We start from the raw sequence: 16,059 nt of genomic DNA, 5'->3' as shown, positions 1-16,059 counted from the left end.
TCTAGCGCCATCCGCGTGCACGGCGCGTTCAGCGGTCCAGGTCCACGCCGTCGGCGGCCAGCTTCTTTTGCAGCGCCGGCACGTCCACGCTCGCAAAGGCCGTGCGGCCCAGCGATGCCGCCGCCGTGCCCGCGGCCTGCCCCATCACGAAGCAGCCACCGCTGGCGCGCGCGGCCGACTGGCCTTCGTGCGTCATCGAGGCGCAGCGCCCGGCCACCAGCAGGTTGTCCAGCGTGCGCGGCACCAGCATGCGCCAGGGCAAGTGGTTGTAGGCGTTGGCTTCGTCGCGCGGGAAGGCCCACTCGATACGGCCGTCGGCATGCATTTCCATCGGCCAGGCATTCAGGCCGATGTTGTCGTCGAACTTCGCCGACGAAAGGATGTCCTCGCGATCGAGCGCATACAGCCCTTCGATGCGCCGCGTCTCGCGGATGCCGACCTGCGGCGCGATCTCCACGATGGCCGACCCTGCGAAGCCCGGCACCTCGGCCTTCAGGAACTTGAAGTACTCGCTGATCTGCCTGCGGCCTTCGAGTTCGCCTTCGGTGAGTTCGCGCGCGTCCACGCCGTTCATCGCACGGCCCTGGGCGTTGCGGATCTGCGTGACGTTGGCGCGCCATTCGCGCGGGTCCTTGTTGGGCCGCAGGATCGCGCCTTCGCGCGGGAACTTGTAGACGCCCGGCTTCTGCTGCTCGGCGCGGGCCATGTAGTCGTTGATCGCCTTGAACTCGCCCACGGCTTCGAGCGCGGCCGGTGCATCGACCTGGCCGATGCGGAACATCGTGGTCGGGAACAGCCCGCTGCCGTGGCCGTCGCCCACTTCGAAGGGCACGCCCGCGAAGGCGGCCACGTCGGCGTCGCCGCTGGCATCGATGAAGGCGTTGGCGCGGATCGCCTGGCGGCCCGACTTGGTCTCGACCACCAGCGCCGCGATGCGGCTGCCGTCCCGGATCACCGCGGCCGCATACGCATGGAACAGCAGCTTCACGCCCGCCGCTTCAAGCAACTGGTCGGCCGCCAGCTTGTACGCCGAGGTGTCGTAAGAGCGCACGCAGATGCGCCCGCCCATGCCGTTCTGCGGCTGGTTCATGCCGTTGAGCCCGGCGATGCGGTCGATCAGGTCGTCGACCACGCCGTGCACCAATTGCGTCATCTCGCCCTTGCGTTTGCCGTACAGGCCCGCGAAGTTGGTGACGCCGCCGGCCGTGCCCATACCGCCGAGAAAGCCGTAGCGTTCCACCAGCAGCGTGTTGGCACCGTGGCGCGCTGCGCTCACTGCGGCAGCGATGCCGGCGGGGCCGCCGCCGACCACCACCACGTCGTATTCACCGAAGACCGGCAGTTCGCGTGCCGGTTCGTGCAAGGTCTGGGCTGTCATCACTGGAGCTTGATGCCGCGAGCCGAGATGATCTTGGTCATGATCGCCGCCTCTTCGTTCACGCGCGTGCGCATGCCGTCCGGCGAGGTGCCCACGGCCTGCCAGCCTTGCTCGAAGAGCTTGCGGCGCACGTCCGGGTCTTTCATGACGCCTTCGAGTGCGTGGCTGATGCGTGCCTGCGCGGTCTTCGACAGATTGGCCGGGCCGAGCAGCGCCACCCACACCTCGAGATTGAAGTCCTTCACGCCGGCGTCGGACAGCGGCGGAATCTCCGGCACCAGCGCGCTGCGGCCGCCCGTCAGGCCGATGGCCTTGAGCTTGCCGGCCCTGATCTGCGGCATGGCCACGCCCGGGGGAATCAGGCCCATCTGCACCTGGTCCCCCAGCATGGCGGTGATGACCTGCGGGTTGCCCTGGTAGGGCACGTGCTCGGGCTTGAAGCCGGGCACGCGGGTCTTGAGCAGTTCCATGCCCAGATGGCCGACCGAGCCGATGCCGACCGAGCCGTAGTTCCACTTGTCGCCGGCCTTGCGTCCCGCGTCGAAGAAAGCGGTGCCCGAGGGCAGATTGTTCTGTGCCACCAGCACCAGCGGCGCGGTCGCAATCAGCGACAGGTACGTGAAGTCCTTCACCGGGTCGTACGGCAGCTTGGCGTACAGCATCTTGGACGACGTGAGGTTGCCGTTGATGACGATGCCCAGCGTGTGGTCGTCGGTGGCCTTGGCCACCTGGTCGGCCGCGATGTTGCCGGAGGCGCCGGCCTTGTTGTCGACCACGATCGGCTGGCCGAGCGCCTTCGACAGCGGCTCGGCGATGGTGCGCGCCGCGATGTCGGGCGTGGAGCCACCCGGAAAGCCCACCAGCAGGCGGATCGGCTTGGTCGGCCAGGTGTTGTTGTCGGCGCTGGCGGTCAGCGGCAGCGCGGCGGCGGCCGCCAGACCGCAGGCAATCAGGAGGGCTCTCTTGGTGGCTTGCATGGAGAAAAGTGTGAAAAAGTTGTCAAAAACAAAGAAGGCCAGCTTAACTGTCGAGCGAGACACCGGGCAAGTCGCGCCCTTGTCAATCGAGGCTGATGTTGCCCCTGCGCACCAGCTCGCCGTACACCTTGGACTTGGCCTCGGCATTGCGACCGATTTCCTCGGGCGACCAGGCCAGCGGCTCGAAGGCGAAGGTGTCGAAGCGGGCACGGATCTCGGGATCGGCGATGACCTGGGCCACGTCGGCATTGATCTTCGCCTTGATGGCCGCCGGCACGCCCTTGGGCGCGAGCAGCGACACGAAGGAATTGACCTCCAGCGAGGCCGGGCCGCCGGCCTCGGCCATGGTCGGCACGTCGGGCATCTGCGCGATGCGCTTGGGCGCGGCAATGGCCAGGTAGCGCAGCTTGCCGGCCTTGTAGATGCCCTGGCTCGACGGGATGCTGGCAAAGCTCCACGGCACGTCGCCGGCGCCGACGTTGGAGAACAGTTGCGACACCTCGCGGTATGGCGCGTGCCGCATGCGGATGCCGGTCAGCGCTTCGAGCTGCTGCGCGCCCAGGTGGCCGGGGCTGCCGACGCCCCAGGAACCGTAGACGATGCCGTCCGGCTCGGCCTTGGCGGCGGCGATCAGGTCGCTCATGTTCTTCCACTTCGAGTCGGTGGCCACGGCCACGAAGAAGGGGGTGCGGAACAGCGAAGCCACCGGGTCGAAGTGCTGCAGCGTCACGAAGTTCTTCGACTTGTACAGGTGCGGCAGCGCGGCGATGTGCTCGCTGTCGAGCTGCAGCAGCGTGTAGCCATCGGGCGCGGCGCGGCGTGCCTGGTCGATGGCGATGAAGCCGCCGCCACCGGGCTTGTTGTCGATCAGCACGCGCTGGCCCCACAGGCGCGAGAGCTTGTCGGACACGAGGCGCAGCACCGCATCGGGCCCACTGCCGGCTGCAAAGGGCGTGACCAGCGTCACCGGCTTGTTCGGAAAGTCGCCGGCCTGCGCCAGCGCGCCCGTGGTGGCGCTCAGGGCAAGGATACCGGTGAGCAATGCGCGCGGAAATTTCATGGTTTTTGTCTCCTGGGCCTTTGGCCTCGAATAGTGATGATGAAGGGAACGGGGTTCAGCGCGGCGAAAGAGCCTCCGGCGCATCGTCCAGGCAGTGCTCGGGCCGCCAGGCATACAGCCACTCGACGGCATCGTAGAAACGCTCGGGCGTGCGCCCCACCCAGAGGCTGTTGCGCACCAGCCGTTCCACGCCGCTGGCGTGATAGATGCGGCCCATCTCGCGCACCGACAGCACCACGCGCGCCGTGCGGGCGACACGGGCAGCTTCGTAGAGTTTGAATGCGGCCGGCATGTCGAAATCACAGGCCTTCACGGCTTCGCCCAACGTCACCGCGTCTTCGAGCGCCATGCAGGCGCCCTGCGCAAGGTACTGCATCATGGGATGCGCCGCATCGCCCAGCAGCGTGGCCGAGCCCTCGCTCCAGCGCGCGACCGGGTCGCGGTCGGCGGTGCTCCAGCGGCGCCACGAAGTGGGCCGGTCGAGCAACTGGCGCGGGCGCGCATGCACGCCCTCGAAGTACGACAGCACTTCTTCCTTGCTGCCATCGGTCACGCCCCACTCTTCCGCGTCGCGGCTGTGGAAGGTGACGACCAGGTTGTATTGCTCGCCGTGGCGCAACGGGTAGTGCACCAGGTGGCAGTTGGGACCGGCCCAGACCACGGGCGCGTTCCAGCGCAGGTCGACCGGCATGTCGGCCGCTGGCACCACCGCGCGATAGACCACGTGGCCCGAGACGCGCGGCGCATCGCCGATGAGCTTGGCGCGCACCACCGACTTCACGCCGTCGCAGCCGACGATGGCATCGGCGGTGAAGCACCGGCCATCGCGCGTGACCGCCGTCACGCCGTGCGCGCCGATGTCGAGCGATTCCACCTGCGCCGAGGTGTGAAAGCGGATCAGCGGATGCTGCTTCACCGCCTCGTGGATCGCACCGTGCAGGTCGGCACGGTGGCTCACCGCATACGGATTTCCGAAGCGCGCGCGGAAGGCTTCGCCGACCGGCACCGAGGCCACTTCGCTGCAATCGACCGCGTCCATCATCACCAGCCGGTCGGTGAACACCGAGCCCTTGCGCACCGCCTCGCCGACGCCCAGCGCATCGAGCGCCGCGAAGGCATTGGGGCCGAGCTGCAGGCCGGCGCCAATCTCGCCGATGGCGGCGCTCTGCTCCAGCAGGTCGATGGCCACGCCCAGCCGGGCCAGTGCGAGCGCGGCGGCCATGCCGCCGATGCCGCCGCCGACGAGCAGCACGGTGGGGTTGACTCGGGTCGACGTCATCTTGAATTCCTTGCGTATCTCTGAGAGCGGGTCATTCGATGTCTAGGCGCGCACGGCATGGGCGGCCGGCGGCTGCGTCCTCGCCCGATGAACGCCCAGCATGGCCAGGGTCAGCCCCGCGACGATGGCCGGAATGCCGACCACCGCGAACAGGGACGGCAGCGTCAGGCCCATGGCCAGCATCGCGCCACCGCCCATCGACCCGACCACCGATCCGATGCGTCCGATTCCGTTGGCCCAGCTGACGCCGGTCGCACGGCAATCGGTGGGATAGAAGCCCGCCGACAGTGCGTTGGCGCCGACCTGGCCACCGGAGACGCAGAAGCCGGCCAGGAACACCACCGTTCCCACGAGCCACGGCGTTGCGGTGACGCTGCCGATGGCGGCAATGAAAAGCGCCGCGAGCCCATAGGCAGCGGCCAGCACGTAGTGCGGATTGGCCCGGTCCATCAGCCAACCCAGAACGATCGCGCCCAGGGTGCCGCCCACCTGGAACATCATGGTGATCAGCGCCGCGGTCTTGAGGCTGACGCCGGTGGTCTTGAGCAGCGTCGGCAACCAGCTCGACAGCAGATAGATGATCAGCATGCTCATGAAGAAGGCCAGCCACATCAGCAAGGTGCCCCGCAGCAGGTCGGGCCTGAAGAGATGCGACACCGGCGAGCCGGCCGGCGGCCGCGGCGGCGGCGGCGGCGGCGGCGGCAGCTTGTAGATGGCCCCTTGCAGGTCCGTGTGGGGCGAGATGCGCCGCAGCGTCCGCGTGACTTCGTCCAGGCGCTTGCCGGTGGTGACGAGATAACGAGCCGACTCGGGCAGCAGCACCCACAGCACCGGCAGCAACAACAGCGGCAGCACGCCACCCACGACGAGCACCGAATGCCAGCCGTAGGCTTCGACCAGGCCGGCGGACGCCAGGCCGCCCAGTGCCGAGCCGACGGTGAAGCCGCAGAACATCGTCATGACCAGCAGCGAGCGCCGTTTCTCGGGGCAGTATTCGGCGGTCAGCGTGATCGCATTGGGCATGGCGCCTCCAAGCCCCAGGCCGGTGAGAAAGCGCAGCACGATCAGCATGTCCAGCGATGTCGACCAGGCCGAGACCAGGCTCATGAGGCCGAAGAAGAAGACGCTGAGCAGCAGCACGGTCCTGCGGCCGAAGCGGTCGGCGAAGGGTCCGATGGTCAGCGCGCCCACCATGAGGCCGAACAGGCCGGCGCCGAAGACCGGTGCGAGCTGGGCCGGCGCGAGCTGCCATTGCGCCCGGATGGCCGGCGCAATGAAACCGATCGCGGCCGTGTCGAAGCCATCGATGGCCACGATCAAAAAGCACAGGACCACGATCATGATCTGGTAGGGCGATACCTTGCGCTGATCGATGAAGCTGGCGACGTCGATGGGTGGGGGGACGGCTGGCACGTGGATGTCTCCTTGTCGTTGTGTTCCCGGGCGGCTGGCGCTCCGGTGAGCGCCGTCGTGTCAGTCGATGCGAACGGTCAGCGAAGGCAGTCGCTCGATGCTCACCTTGATCGTCTGGCCCGCCTTCACTGCGCCCACGCCTTCGGGCGTGCCGGTGAAGATCAGGTCGCCGGGCTGCAGCGTGAAGAGCGTCGAGAGATTGGCGATCACTTCATTGACCGACCAGATCAGGTGCGCGATGTCGCTGCTCTGGCGCACCTGCCCGTCGACTTCGAGCGTGATGGCGCCGCCGTTGACCTCGCCCATGTCGGCCAGCGTGCGCAGCGGTGCGATGGGTGCCGAGAAGTCGAAGGCCTTGCCGATTTCCCACGGGCGGCCCTGCTCGCGCATCTTCATCTGCAGGTCGCGGCGCGTCATGTCCAGGCCCACGGCATAGCTGTGGATGTGGCTGGCGGCCTGCTCGACCGGGATGTCCTTGCCGCCCTTGCCGATGGCGACGACCAGCTCGGCTTCGTAGTGGTAGTTGCTCGTGAGCGGCGGGTACGGAATGGAACCGGTCTGGCCTTCGGCCACGGGCACCACCGATGCGTCGTCATTGGGCTTGCAGAAGAAGAAAGGCGGTTCGCGCTCGGGGTCGAACCCCATCTCGCGCGCATGCGCCGCGTAGTTGCGGCCGACGCAGTAGACGCGGCGCACGGGGAACAGCTTGTCGGAATCGACGATGGGCAGGCCGACGATGGAAGGGGGCGTGAAAACGAAGGACATGGGGGCTCCTGCCGCACACGGCGGCACACGGTCGAACAAATGAAAAGGAAAGAGATGCGCCTGTGTTCAGGCGTCTTCGAGAAAGGCTTCGCGCAGGATGCCCATGGCCTGCTGCACGGGGCGATCGGAGAAGCTGAAGAGCACCACATCTTCTGCTTCGGCCAGCAAACGCAGCGGCGCCCACGACGGCACGACGAAGGTGTCGCGCGGACCGAACTCGAAGCGCTGGCCCGCAATCTCTGCAGTGCCATGGCCTTCGACCACGCTGTACACGGCGCCATCGGTCGCGCGGTGCGTCTTGCCGGCGAAGCCCTTCGGCAGCAGTTGCAGATTGGTCGAGATGGTCGGCATCGGCGAGCCGCCCGTCAGCGGGTTGACGTAGCGCAGCTTGTGGCCGAGCCAGGCATCGGGTGCTTCCTGCTTCTGCAATTGGGCCAATGCTTCGCGGCTGCGCGCATAGGGGTAGTTGAAGATCGGCGAAGTGGCCGACACATGGTCGTGCCGCACCGGCACCATGTTGTGGCCGAAGCGCGCAAGGCTGTGGCCTTCGGGCCGCGACACGTGCTGCACCTTGGCGTCGTCGTTCTCGGCAAAGCCCGCGTCGAAGAAACGCAGCATCGGAATGTCGAGCCCGTCGAGCCAGACCACCGGCTCGGTCACACCGCCGATGCCTTCGTTGCCGTGGTCATGCCAGGCCCACGAGGGCGTGATGATGAAGTCGCCCGGGTACATGGTGGTGCGCTCGCCGCCCACCGTGGTGTAGGCGCCCTTGCCGTCGACGATGAAGCGCAGGGCCGACTGCACATGGCGGTGCGAAGGCGCGATCTCGCCCGGCATGATGAGCTGCAGGCCCGCGTAGATCGACTGCGTGATCGACGAGTTGCCGGGCAGCGCCGGGTTTTCGAGCACCAGCACGCGGCGCACGGCCTCCTCGGCGGTGATGAGGTCGGCCGATTCCATCAGCAGCGGGCGGATCTCGTCGTAGCGCCAGAGCGCCGGCACGCAGGGCGTCTGCGGTTCGCGCGGCACCAGTGCGTGCAGCGATTCCCACAGCGGCGTGAGGTTCAGCGGGCGGATGCGCGCGTAGTAGTCGCGGCGCTCTGCGGCGTTGGCCGGGGCGGACGCGGGGGCTTTTTTTTGCGGGGCGGGGTTCATGCGGGTTTGTCTCCGGGCGCTGGCGACGAACAACGCCAACGGCGGCATTGTTGATCCGCACCACTATTTCCTCAAGGCCGGTGGTCAATACCCGGAATTGCAAATTCGGATAATGGTGTCTTTCGCCTTCGGAAAAGCCCCCCATGTCCAAGCTCGATCTCGAATGGCTCGCCGTGTTCGACGAGGTCTACAAGACCGGCAATGTCTCGAAGGCGGCCGAGCGGCTGGGCATGGCACAGGCGGCGGCGAGCACCGCGCTCAACAAGCTGCGCGCGCATTTCGACGACCGGCTGTTCACGCGCACCGCGCAGGGCATGCAGCCCACGCCGCACGCCGAGCGCATCTATCCCAACCTGCGCGAGGCATTGGCGCAACTGGCGCAGGCCCAGGGCAATCGCAGCAGCTTCGATCCGGCGCAGGCGCAGCGGCGCTTTCGCATCTGCATGACCGACATCAGCGAGGTGGTGCTGTTGCCCGGGCTGCTTGACCATCTGCGGCATGTGGCGCCGGGCGTGCACATCGAGACCGAGATCATTTCCACGATCAGCGGTCGCCGGCTGCAGGACGGCGAGGTCGATCTGGCCGTGGGCTTCATGCCGCAACTGGACGCGGGCTTCTACCAGCAGACGCTGTTCATGCAGAACTTCGTCTGCCTGGCGGCGCAGAACCATCCGCGCATCGGCGCCCGGCTCACGCGCAAGCGCTTCGAGGCGGAGGCGCATGCGGTGGTGTCGACTTCAGGCACGGGCCACGCCATCGTCGACACGACCATCGCCCGGCTGGGGCTCAAGCGCGACGTGGTGGTGCGGCTGTCGAGCTTCTTGAGCGTGGCGCGCATCGTGGCGCACACCGAGCTGATCGTGGTGGTGCCGCGCATCCTGGGCAAGGTGCTGGCGACGCAGGAGCCGGTGAAGCTGTTGGAGCTGCCCTTCACGCTACCGGACTACGCGGTGAAGCAGCACTGGCACGAGCGCTTTCATGCGGACCCGGGGAATGCTTGGCTGCGGCGCACGTTGGCTCAGTTGTTCAACGGGTGAAGATTTTGTACGCTGCTGTTCAGGGCGTCGCTCACGCCGACACGGTGCTCTTTTTTCGCGAATGTCCCCCGCTTCGCTCCTCCTTTATTTCGCGAAAAAAGAGCACCGTATCGGCGTGAGCGTTGGACAGAGCGGTTGTTGATCGGCGATCACCAGCAGCGTGCCCAGTGCGAATGACGCCAGGTGCTCCCCGCAGCGAAATAAAGGAGGAGCGAAGCGGGGGACATTCGCGGAGGGGAGCTCCTGGCGTCATTCGCACCTACCCCGAACAGCAACGCCAAGAACGCTCACTGGCACAAGCCTTGCAGACAGACGAGCATTCACGGGAGACAGCCGGCGCGAGAGCAAACCACAGGCCGCTCGCATAATCGCGGCTCCCCACCCACAGCCCCCACAAAAAAGGCGCCCATGTCTTCCATCACCCTGCGCTTTCTCGCCGAGCCCAGCACCGTCAACTTCGGCGGTAAGGTCCACGGCGGCACGGTCATGAAATGGATCGACGAGGCCGGCTACGCCTGCGCGACCAGCTGGGCCAAGCGCTACTGCGTCACCGCCTTCATCGGCAGCATCCGCTTTCACCGGCCGATCATGATCGGCGACCTCGTCGAGGTCGAAGCCCGCCTGGCCTACACCGGCACCACCAGCATGAACATCTCGGTCGAGGTGCGCAGCGGCGACATGAAGGGCGGCGTGATGGAGAAAACCACCGAATGCCTGATCGTGTTCGTCTCGGTCGACTCGCATGGCCGCCCGCTGCCGGTGCAGAGCTTCGTGCCCGGCACGCCCGGCGAAATGGCCCTGGCCGAGCGTGCCAAGACGCACCTCGACGCCAGTCGCGCGGCCGGCGCCACACCCTGACCCTGCACAACTAGGCGGAAAGCTCTAACGGCAGAGGCCGTGGGCGGCTAGAGTCTTGCGATTCGACGCCCCCTTTCAAGGAACCTCCGCATGGCCACCGCCGACGACGACAGCAACAACAAAGCCTCCGACCGCATCAAGGATTCCGCCCAGCAGATCTGGCTGGCCGGCCTCGGCGCCTTCGCCAAGATGCAGCAGGAAGGCAGCAAGGCCTTCGAGGCGCTGGTCAAGGACGGCGCCGGCATGCAGAAGAAGACCCAGCAAGCCGCCGAAGAAACCCTGGCGCAAGCCCAGACCCGCATGGCCGGCTTTGCCAGCGAGTTCGGCACCAAGGCCGCCGGCCAGTGGGGCAAGCTGGAGAACATCTTCGAAGAACGCGTGGCCCGCGCGCTCGAAAAACTCGGCGTGCCCTCGGCCGCCGACATGGCCGCACTGCAGGCCCGCATCGACACCCTCGAAGCGCAACTGAAGCACCGCGCCGGCGCCAGCGAAACCGCCACGCCCGCCAAGACAGCGCGCGCCGCCCGCAAGACCGCGGCACGCAAGGCACCCACTGCTCCCGCGAAGAAAACCGTGCGCCGCCACAACAGCGGCAACGCCGGCTGACCCTGCCGGTATTGCGGCACTGCACAAAAAATCAGCGCCGCAAAACATGTCCCGCACCGTTCATGGTGCGGTGCACATACGCTAGAGTGTCCCCAAGAGACCACGAGACACACGGGGGCACCGACATGGCAAAGAAGGCGCCACGCCGCACAGCGCAACGCATCCTCGAAGCCGCATTGGACCTGTTCAACCGCTTCGGGGAACCGAACGTCTCCACCACATTGGTGGCGGGCGAACTCAACATCAGTCCGGGCAATCTCTACTACCACTACCCCGCCAAGGAAGAGCTGATCAACAAGCTCTACGAAGCCTACGAGGCCGAGCTCAACGAGCTGCTGCACGCCAGCGAAGGCGTGCACGACGTGGAGGACGCGTGGTTCTTCATGCACAGCCTGTTCGAGCTGATCTGGCGCTACCGCTTTCTGTACCGCGACCTCAACGACCTGCTGAGCAAGAACCGGCACATCGAGACCCAGTTCCAGCTGGTGCTGAAGAACAAGGCCCGCGCCATCCGCCAGCTGATTGCAGGCCTGAGCCGCGCCGGCCATCTGGAGATCGACGCGCACGAGGTCGACACGCTCGCGCAGAGCATGGTCGTGGTGCTGACCTACTGGCTCAGCTACGAGTACGTGCGCAACCCGCGCGAGGCGCTGGAGCCGGCACATGCGCAGGGCGCACTGCTGCGCGGCGGCCATCACACGCTGCACCTGCTGGCGCCCTACCTGGGCCGGGAACAGCGACGGCATCTGCTGACACTGAGCAATGCCTACAACGGGGAAGATGCCGCGAACGGCGGCAGCGCTGCGGCCCCCACAGTCGATATGGCGGTCTAGACCATGCCCCACCCAGACTTCAAACCGCTCTCGCTGATGTCCGCCAGTCCGGTTGCCGCCAACGCGGAACCCTGGACGCCCCTGCCCTACGCCGACGTGCCGCGCTTCGACGCGCGCAGCGTGCTGCCGCATTGGCAGCGCCTGCATGCCGGCCATGAACTGCCGCCGCCGGCCGAAGGCACGCCGCTCGCCGAAGGCTGGGCGCTGTACCACAGCGGCGAATTCGAACGCGCCGCCACCATCGGATTGCTGCACGGCGGCGACGGCCAGACGCTCGCCAACCAGGCGACCGCCATCTACGCCAACTACCTCGAACCGCGCGAAGCCGTGCGCCTGTCGATGTTCCGCCAGGTGATCGAACGCGCCGGCGCGCAAGCTGTCGCCGAGCCCGAGAACTGCCACGCCCTGTACTGGCAGGCCTATGCGCTGGGCCGCTACAGCCAGGGCATCAGCGTGGCGCGTGCACTGGCGCAGGGTTTGGGCAGCAAGCTCAAGGCCGCGCTGGAACGCGTGATCGCGCTGCAGCCCCGGCATGCCGACGCGCATGTCGCACTGGCCGCCTTCCATGCCGAGGTGATCGACAAGGTGGGCGCGCTGGTCGGCCGCATGACCTACGGCGTGCGTGCCGAAACATCGATCGAGCTGTTCGAGCGCGGCCTTGAGCTGCATCCCGATTCGGCCGCAGGAATGATGGAGTACGCCCGCGCGCTCGCGATGCTGCACGGCGAGTCGCGCATGGGCGAGGCCACGCAGCTCTTCGAGAAGGCCGCGGCGCTGAAGCCGGCGGATGCGCGGGAGCGGCTGGATGTGGAACTGGCGCGGGTGGGCTTGCGGGACTGAGCCTGGTACAGGCAGGTACCACGGCATTTAAGATGCGCGTTTTCTGCTTATCAATTTGACCGCCATGTCCGATCTCAACGCCCAGTTCGAAGCCGCCCAGGCCAACTCCAAGCTGCTCGCCGAGCGCCCCGACAACCCGACGCTGCTCAAGATCTACGGCCTGTTCAAGCAGGCCACCGAAGGCGACAACGCCGCCAAGAAGCCCAGCTTCAGCGACTTCGTGGCGCGTGCCAAGTGGGACGCATGGACGGCTCTGAAGGGCGCGAGCGCCGACGACGCCAAGCAGCAGTACATCGACCTGATCGAATCGCTGCGCGCCTGACAGCCCTCGCCCGTTAGCCGACGATCCCGCGCGCATGCAGCGCGGCGATCTGCTCGGCGCTCAACCCGATCTCCTTCAACACCGCATCGGTGTCGGCACCCAGCGCTGGCGCGTTGTGCCGGTGGCTGGCGGGCGTGAGCGACAGCTTGGGCACGAAGCCGGGCACCGCGAGCGCGCTGCCGTCGGGCATCAGCACCTGTTGCAGCATGCCGCGCGCGGCGTAGTGCGCATCGGCCGCGATGTCGGCGATGGTGTAGATGCGACCGCCCGGCACGTGCGCCGCATCGAGCGCCGCGAGCACGTCGTTCACCGTGCGCTGCGCGGCCCAGTCGCCGATGGCGGCATCGAGCATTTCGACTTGCGCCACCCGCCCGGCGTTGCCCGACAGCGCCGGATCGGCAGCGAGATCAGGCCGGCCGATGCATTCCATGAGCCTGCGAAAGATGCTGTCGCCATTGCCCGCGACGATGGCATAGCCGCCATCCGCGCAGCGGTACGCATTGGTCGGTGCGATGCCGGGCAATGCACTGCCGGCCGCCTCGCGCACCGCGCCGAATTCGCCGTACTCGGGCAGCAGGCTTTCCATGCAGTTGAAGACCGCTTCGTAGAGCGCCACGTCGATCACCTGCCCCACGCCCTTCGGATGCTCGGCGCTCACCGTCGCATGCCGGTGCTGCATCGCCATCAGCACGCCGATCACGCCGTGCAATGACGCCAGCGTGTCGCCGATCGACACACCCACGCGCACCGGCACGCGGCCCGGCTCGCCCGTGAGATGGCGCAGCCCGCCCATGGCCTCGGCTACCACGCCGAAGCCTGGGCGGTCACGGTACGGACCGGTCTGTCCGTAGCCGCTGATGCGCAGCATCACGAGCGCGGGGTTGGTGGCCAGCAGCGCATCGGGCCCCAGCCCCCAGCCTTCCATTGCACCGGGGCGGAAATTCTCGATCAGCACATCGGCCTCGGCCGCGAGCTGGCGCACGATGGCCTGCGCCTCGGGCTCGCGCAGGTCGAGCGCCAGCGAGCGCTTGTTGCGCGATTGCACCTGCCACCAGACCGACGTGCCGTCTTTCAGCAGCCGCCAGGTGCGCAGCGGGTCGCCCGCGCCGGGCGGCTCGATCTTGATGACCTCGGCGCCGAAGTCGGCCAGCGTGCGTGCGGCAAAGGGCCCGGCGATGAGTTGCCCGAGTTCGACGACCTTGAGGCCGGCCAACGGGCCCGTGGCCACAGGAGAAGAAGAGGTGTTCGTCATGGCGCCAGAGTGTGCCGTGCCGACGCCCGACGCTCTCGGGGCGGGAAAACACCTATGAATTTTTGACCCGGTGCTTTCAGCGACTTTTGCAGTGCAGCAATCGCACCGTGGCGCCCCACTCTCCCCGGAGGAGAAAGCACTTTGCTGCGATGCAATGCCCATGCTCAGCGGCTTGCTTCGATGTCAAAAAAGTATCAACCTGAGGCGCCATCTCTGGTTGTTGACGTCCTGGGCGATTCGTACAGTCCGCCCCACGCTGTCACACGTCGCCATTCACAACAAACACAGAGACAAGGAACAAGGAACGCCATGCAACCCGATCTGGAAATCGTCGAAGTCCGCGGTGACGAATCGTTCACCGCCTGGGCGCACGGCTATCCGTATCGCACGGTGCGCTGGCACTTCCACCCCGAATACGAAATCCAGTTGATCGTCGAAACACGCGGCGTCTACTTCGTGGGCGACCACGTCGGCCACTTCGAGCCCGGCAACCTCGTGCTGATGGGCCCCGACCTGCCGCACAACTGGATCAGCGACGTGCCCGCCGGCCAGAGCGTCGAGCGGCGCGGCATCGTGATCCAGTTCCCGGCCACACTGCCCGATCACATGGCCGCGGCCTTTCCCGAGTTCGAGCGCATCGTGCCGCTGCTGGCCGAGTCGGGCGCGGGCGTGCTCTTTTCCGCCGAGACCGCGATCGCCGCCAAACCGATCATGGAATCGCTGCTCGAAGCGCGCGGATTGCGCCGCGTGATCCTGCTGCTGTCTTTGCTCGAACTGCTGGTCGACAGCAGCGACCGCCAGCGGCTGGCCAGCCCCGCGTTCAAGCCCGACCCCAAGGCCTTCATGTCGCACGCGATCAACAACGTGCTGGCGCACATCGCGGCCAACCTGGGCGACGACCTGCGCGAGCCGATGCTGGCCGAGCTGGTGGGCCAAAGCCCGAGCGCTTTCTCGCGGTCGTTCCGCAAGCACACGGGCCAGTCTTTCGTGCGCTACGTGAACCGGCTGCGCATCAGCCGCGCCTGCGAGCTGCTGACCAACAGCGAGAAGCCGGTGCTCGACGTCTGCATGGACGTGGGCTTCAACAACGTGTCGAACTTCAACCGGCAGTTCTTGTTGCACAAGCGCATGCCGCCAACCAAGTTCCGCAATTTCCATCGCATGCAGGCTGCGGCCTCGCGTGCCGCCAACCCGCCGTAGCCAGGCGCTTTTCGTGTTCCCCGTGTCGTCACCGACGCGGCCCTTCGGGTGCCGCGTGGGGCGAGCCTTTGTCCGCGTTTTTTCGACAGTCGGTCCGTCAGTCACAAACCCAAGGAGACAGCCATCATGAAGAACATCCTCAAAGCCACCGCCCTCACCGCCGCGCTGGTCTGCGGTGCATCCGCCGCACAGGCGCAGACGCCGAAGCAGCCACTGCGCATCGGCATGACCTTCCAGGAACTGAACAACCCCTACTTCGTGACGATGAAGCAGGCGCTGGAAGAAGCCGCCGCCACCATCGGCGCGACCGTGGTCACCACCGACGCGCGGCACGACGTGGCCAAGCAGATCGGCGACGTGGAAGACATGATCCAGAAGAAGGTCGACATCCTGCTGCTGAACCCGACCGACTCCGCCGGTGTGCAGTCGGCGGTGCGTTCGGCCAAGAAGGCAGGACTGATCGTGGTGGCGGTGGATGCCAACGCACAAGGCCCGGTCGATTCGTTCGTGGGCTCCAAGAACACCGACGCGGGCCGCCTGGCCTGCGAGTACCTTGCGAAGAACATCGGCGAGAAGGGCGACGTGGCCATCCTCGACGGCATTCCGGTCGTGCCGATCCTGGAACGCGTGAAGGGCTGCCGCGAAGCACTCGCCAAGTACCCGGGCATCAAGGTGGTGAGCACGCAGAACGGCAAGCAGGAGCGCGCCACCGCGCTCACCGTCACTGAAAACATCCTGCAGGCCAACGGCAACCTGAAGGGCATCTTCAGCGTGAACGACGGTGGCTCGATGGGCGCGCTCGCCGCCATCGAAGCCAGCGGCAAGGACGTGAAGCTCACCAGCGTCGATGGTGCGCCCGAAGCCATCAAGGCGATGCAGAAGCCGGGCTCGAAGTTCATCGCGACCACCGCGCAGTACCCGCGCGACCAGATCCGCCTGGCCATCGGTATCGCGCTCGCCAAGAAGTGGGGGGCCAACGTGCCGGCTGCCGTGCCGGTCGATGTGAAGCTGATCGACGCTGAAGGCGCCAAGACCTTCAGCTGGTAAGCCGCGCAAACAAACAAGCAGGCGGACAAGCCCGTGA

At 66.8% G+C, this 16,059-nt stretch carries 16 protein-coding genes; 8 read left to right on the top strand and 8 right to left on the bottom strand.

Going from position 1 to position 16,059, the window contains the following annotated elements:
- Nucleotides 1-28: 28 nt before the first annotated feature.
- The 7 genes from H7F35_RS13975 to gtdA form a co-directional block, all read right to left on the bottom strand.
- The gene (locus tag H7F35_RS13975) at nt 29-1,378 is read right to left on the bottom strand and encodes an FAD-dependent oxidoreductase (RefSeq protein ID WP_187113435.1); all 1,350 of its coding nucleotides are present in this window, start codon (nt 1,376-1,378) and stop codon (nt 29-31) included.
- Nucleotides 1,378-2,355, bottom strand: coding sequence for a Bug family tripartite tricarboxylate transporter substrate binding protein (locus H7F35_RS13970; RefSeq protein WP_187113434.1), 978 nt, complete (start codon nt 2,353-2,355; stop codon nt 1,378-1,380). The genes H7F35_RS13975 and H7F35_RS13970 overlap by 1 nt, the downstream gene beginning before the upstream one ends.
- Nucleotides 2,356-2,437: 82 nt before the next feature.
- Nucleotides 2,438-3,415: a Bug family tripartite tricarboxylate transporter substrate binding protein gene (locus tag H7F35_RS13965; protein ID WP_187113433.1), complete on the bottom strand. Its 978-nt coding sequence runs from the start codon at nt 3,413-3,415 to the stop codon at nt 2,438-2,440.
- A gap of 55 nt (nt 3,416-3,470) precedes the next feature.
- The gene (locus H7F35_RS13960) at nt 3,471-4,694 is read right to left on the bottom strand and encodes a 3-hydroxybenzoate 6-monooxygenase (RefSeq protein WP_187113432.1); all 1,224 of its coding nucleotides are present in this window, start codon (nt 4,692-4,694) and stop codon (nt 3,471-3,473) included.
- Between the two features lie 42 nt (nt 4,695-4,736).
- On the bottom strand, nt 4,737-6,107 hold the full coding sequence (locus H7F35_RS13955) for an MFS transporter (protein WP_261803621.1): 1,371 nt from the start codon (nt 6,105-6,107) through the stop codon (nt 4,737-4,739).
- A gap of 60 nt (nt 6,108-6,167) precedes the next feature.
- Nucleotides 6,168-6,872: a fumarylacetoacetate hydrolase family protein gene (locus tag H7F35_RS13950; RefSeq protein WP_187113431.1), complete on the bottom strand. Its 705-nt coding sequence runs from the start codon at nt 6,870-6,872 to the stop codon at nt 6,168-6,170.
- Between the two features lie 66 nt (nt 6,873-6,938).
- On the bottom strand, nt 6,939-8,027 hold the full coding sequence (gene gtdA / locus H7F35_RS13945; protein WP_187113430.1) for a gentisate 1,2-dioxygenase: 1,089 nt from the start codon (nt 8,025-8,027) through the stop codon (nt 6,939-6,941).
- A gap of 143 nt (nt 8,028-8,170) precedes the next feature.
- Between gtdA and H7F35_RS13940 the strand changes: the two genes are divergently transcribed.
- The 6 genes from H7F35_RS13940 to H7F35_RS13915 all read left to right on the top strand — a co-directional run bounded on the left by H7F35_RS13940 (nt 8,171) and on the right by H7F35_RS13915 (nt 12,523).
- Entirely contained in the window at nt 8,171-9,064 is an 894-nt protein-coding gene (locus H7F35_RS13940) for a LysR family transcriptional regulator (protein WP_187113429.1), read from the top strand.
- Between the two features lie 408 nt (nt 9,065-9,472).
- Nucleotides 9,473-9,922 carry an acyl-CoA thioesterase gene (locus H7F35_RS13935; protein ID WP_187113428.1) on the top strand — a complete coding sequence of 150 codons (450 nt, stop codon included), beginning with the start codon at nt 9,473-9,475 and terminating at the stop codon, nt 9,920-9,922.
- Between the two features lie 90 nt (nt 9,923-10,012).
- Entirely contained in the window at nt 10,013-10,528 is a 516-nt protein-coding gene (locus H7F35_RS13930; protein ID WP_187113427.1) for a phasin family protein, read from the top strand.
- A 125-nt stretch (nt 10,529-10,653) separates the two neighbouring features.
- Nucleotides 10,654-11,361: a TetR/AcrR family transcriptional regulator gene (locus H7F35_RS13925; RefSeq protein ID WP_187113426.1), complete on the top strand. Its 708-nt coding sequence runs from the start codon at nt 10,654-10,656 to the stop codon at nt 11,359-11,361.
- A gap of 3 nt (nt 11,362-11,364) precedes the next feature.
- The gene (locus H7F35_RS13920; protein WP_187113425.1) at nt 11,365-12,201 is read left to right on the top strand and encodes a hypothetical protein; all 837 of its coding nucleotides are present in this window, start codon (nt 11,365-11,367) and stop codon (nt 12,199-12,201) included.
- Nucleotides 12,202-12,265: 64 nt separating this feature from the next.
- Nucleotides 12,266-12,523: an acyl-CoA-binding protein gene (locus tag H7F35_RS13915; RefSeq protein ID WP_187113424.1), complete on the top strand. Its 258-nt coding sequence runs from the start codon at nt 12,266-12,268 to the stop codon at nt 12,521-12,523.
- A gap of 13 nt (nt 12,524-12,536) precedes the next feature.
- Here H7F35_RS13915 and H7F35_RS13910 read toward each other — a convergent pair whose 3' ends face one another.
- Entirely contained in the window at nt 12,537-13,775 is a 1,239-nt protein-coding gene (locus tag H7F35_RS13910) for a CaiB/BaiF CoA transferase family protein (RefSeq protein WP_187113423.1), read from the bottom strand.
- A 309-nt stretch (nt 13,776-14,084) separates the two neighbouring features.
- Here H7F35_RS13910 and H7F35_RS13905 point away from each other — a divergent pair, with 309 nt between their 5' ends.
- Together H7F35_RS13905 and H7F35_RS13900 are read left to right on the top strand one after the other, a co-directional pair.
- Nucleotides 14,085-14,975 carry a helix-turn-helix domain-containing protein gene (locus H7F35_RS13905; RefSeq protein WP_187113422.1) on the top strand — a complete coding sequence of 297 codons (891 nt, stop codon included), beginning with the start codon at nt 14,085-14,087 and terminating at the stop codon, nt 14,973-14,975.
- A gap of 126 nt (nt 14,976-15,101) precedes the next feature.
- Nucleotides 15,102-16,022, top strand: coding sequence for an ABC transporter substrate-binding protein (locus H7F35_RS13900; protein ID WP_187113421.1), 921 nt, complete (start codon nt 15,102-15,104; stop codon nt 16,020-16,022).
- The last annotated feature ends 37 nt before the right edge of the window (nt 16,023-16,059 follow it).

The organism is Variovorax sp. PAMC26660 (assembly GCF_014302995.1).
In the GTDB taxonomy this organism is placed as follows: Bacteria; Pseudomonadota; Gammaproteobacteria; order Burkholderiales; family Burkholderiaceae_C; genus Variovorax.
Note: the sequence above shows the minus strand (reverse complement) of the source record. Positions and strands in the feature narration are given on the sequence as shown.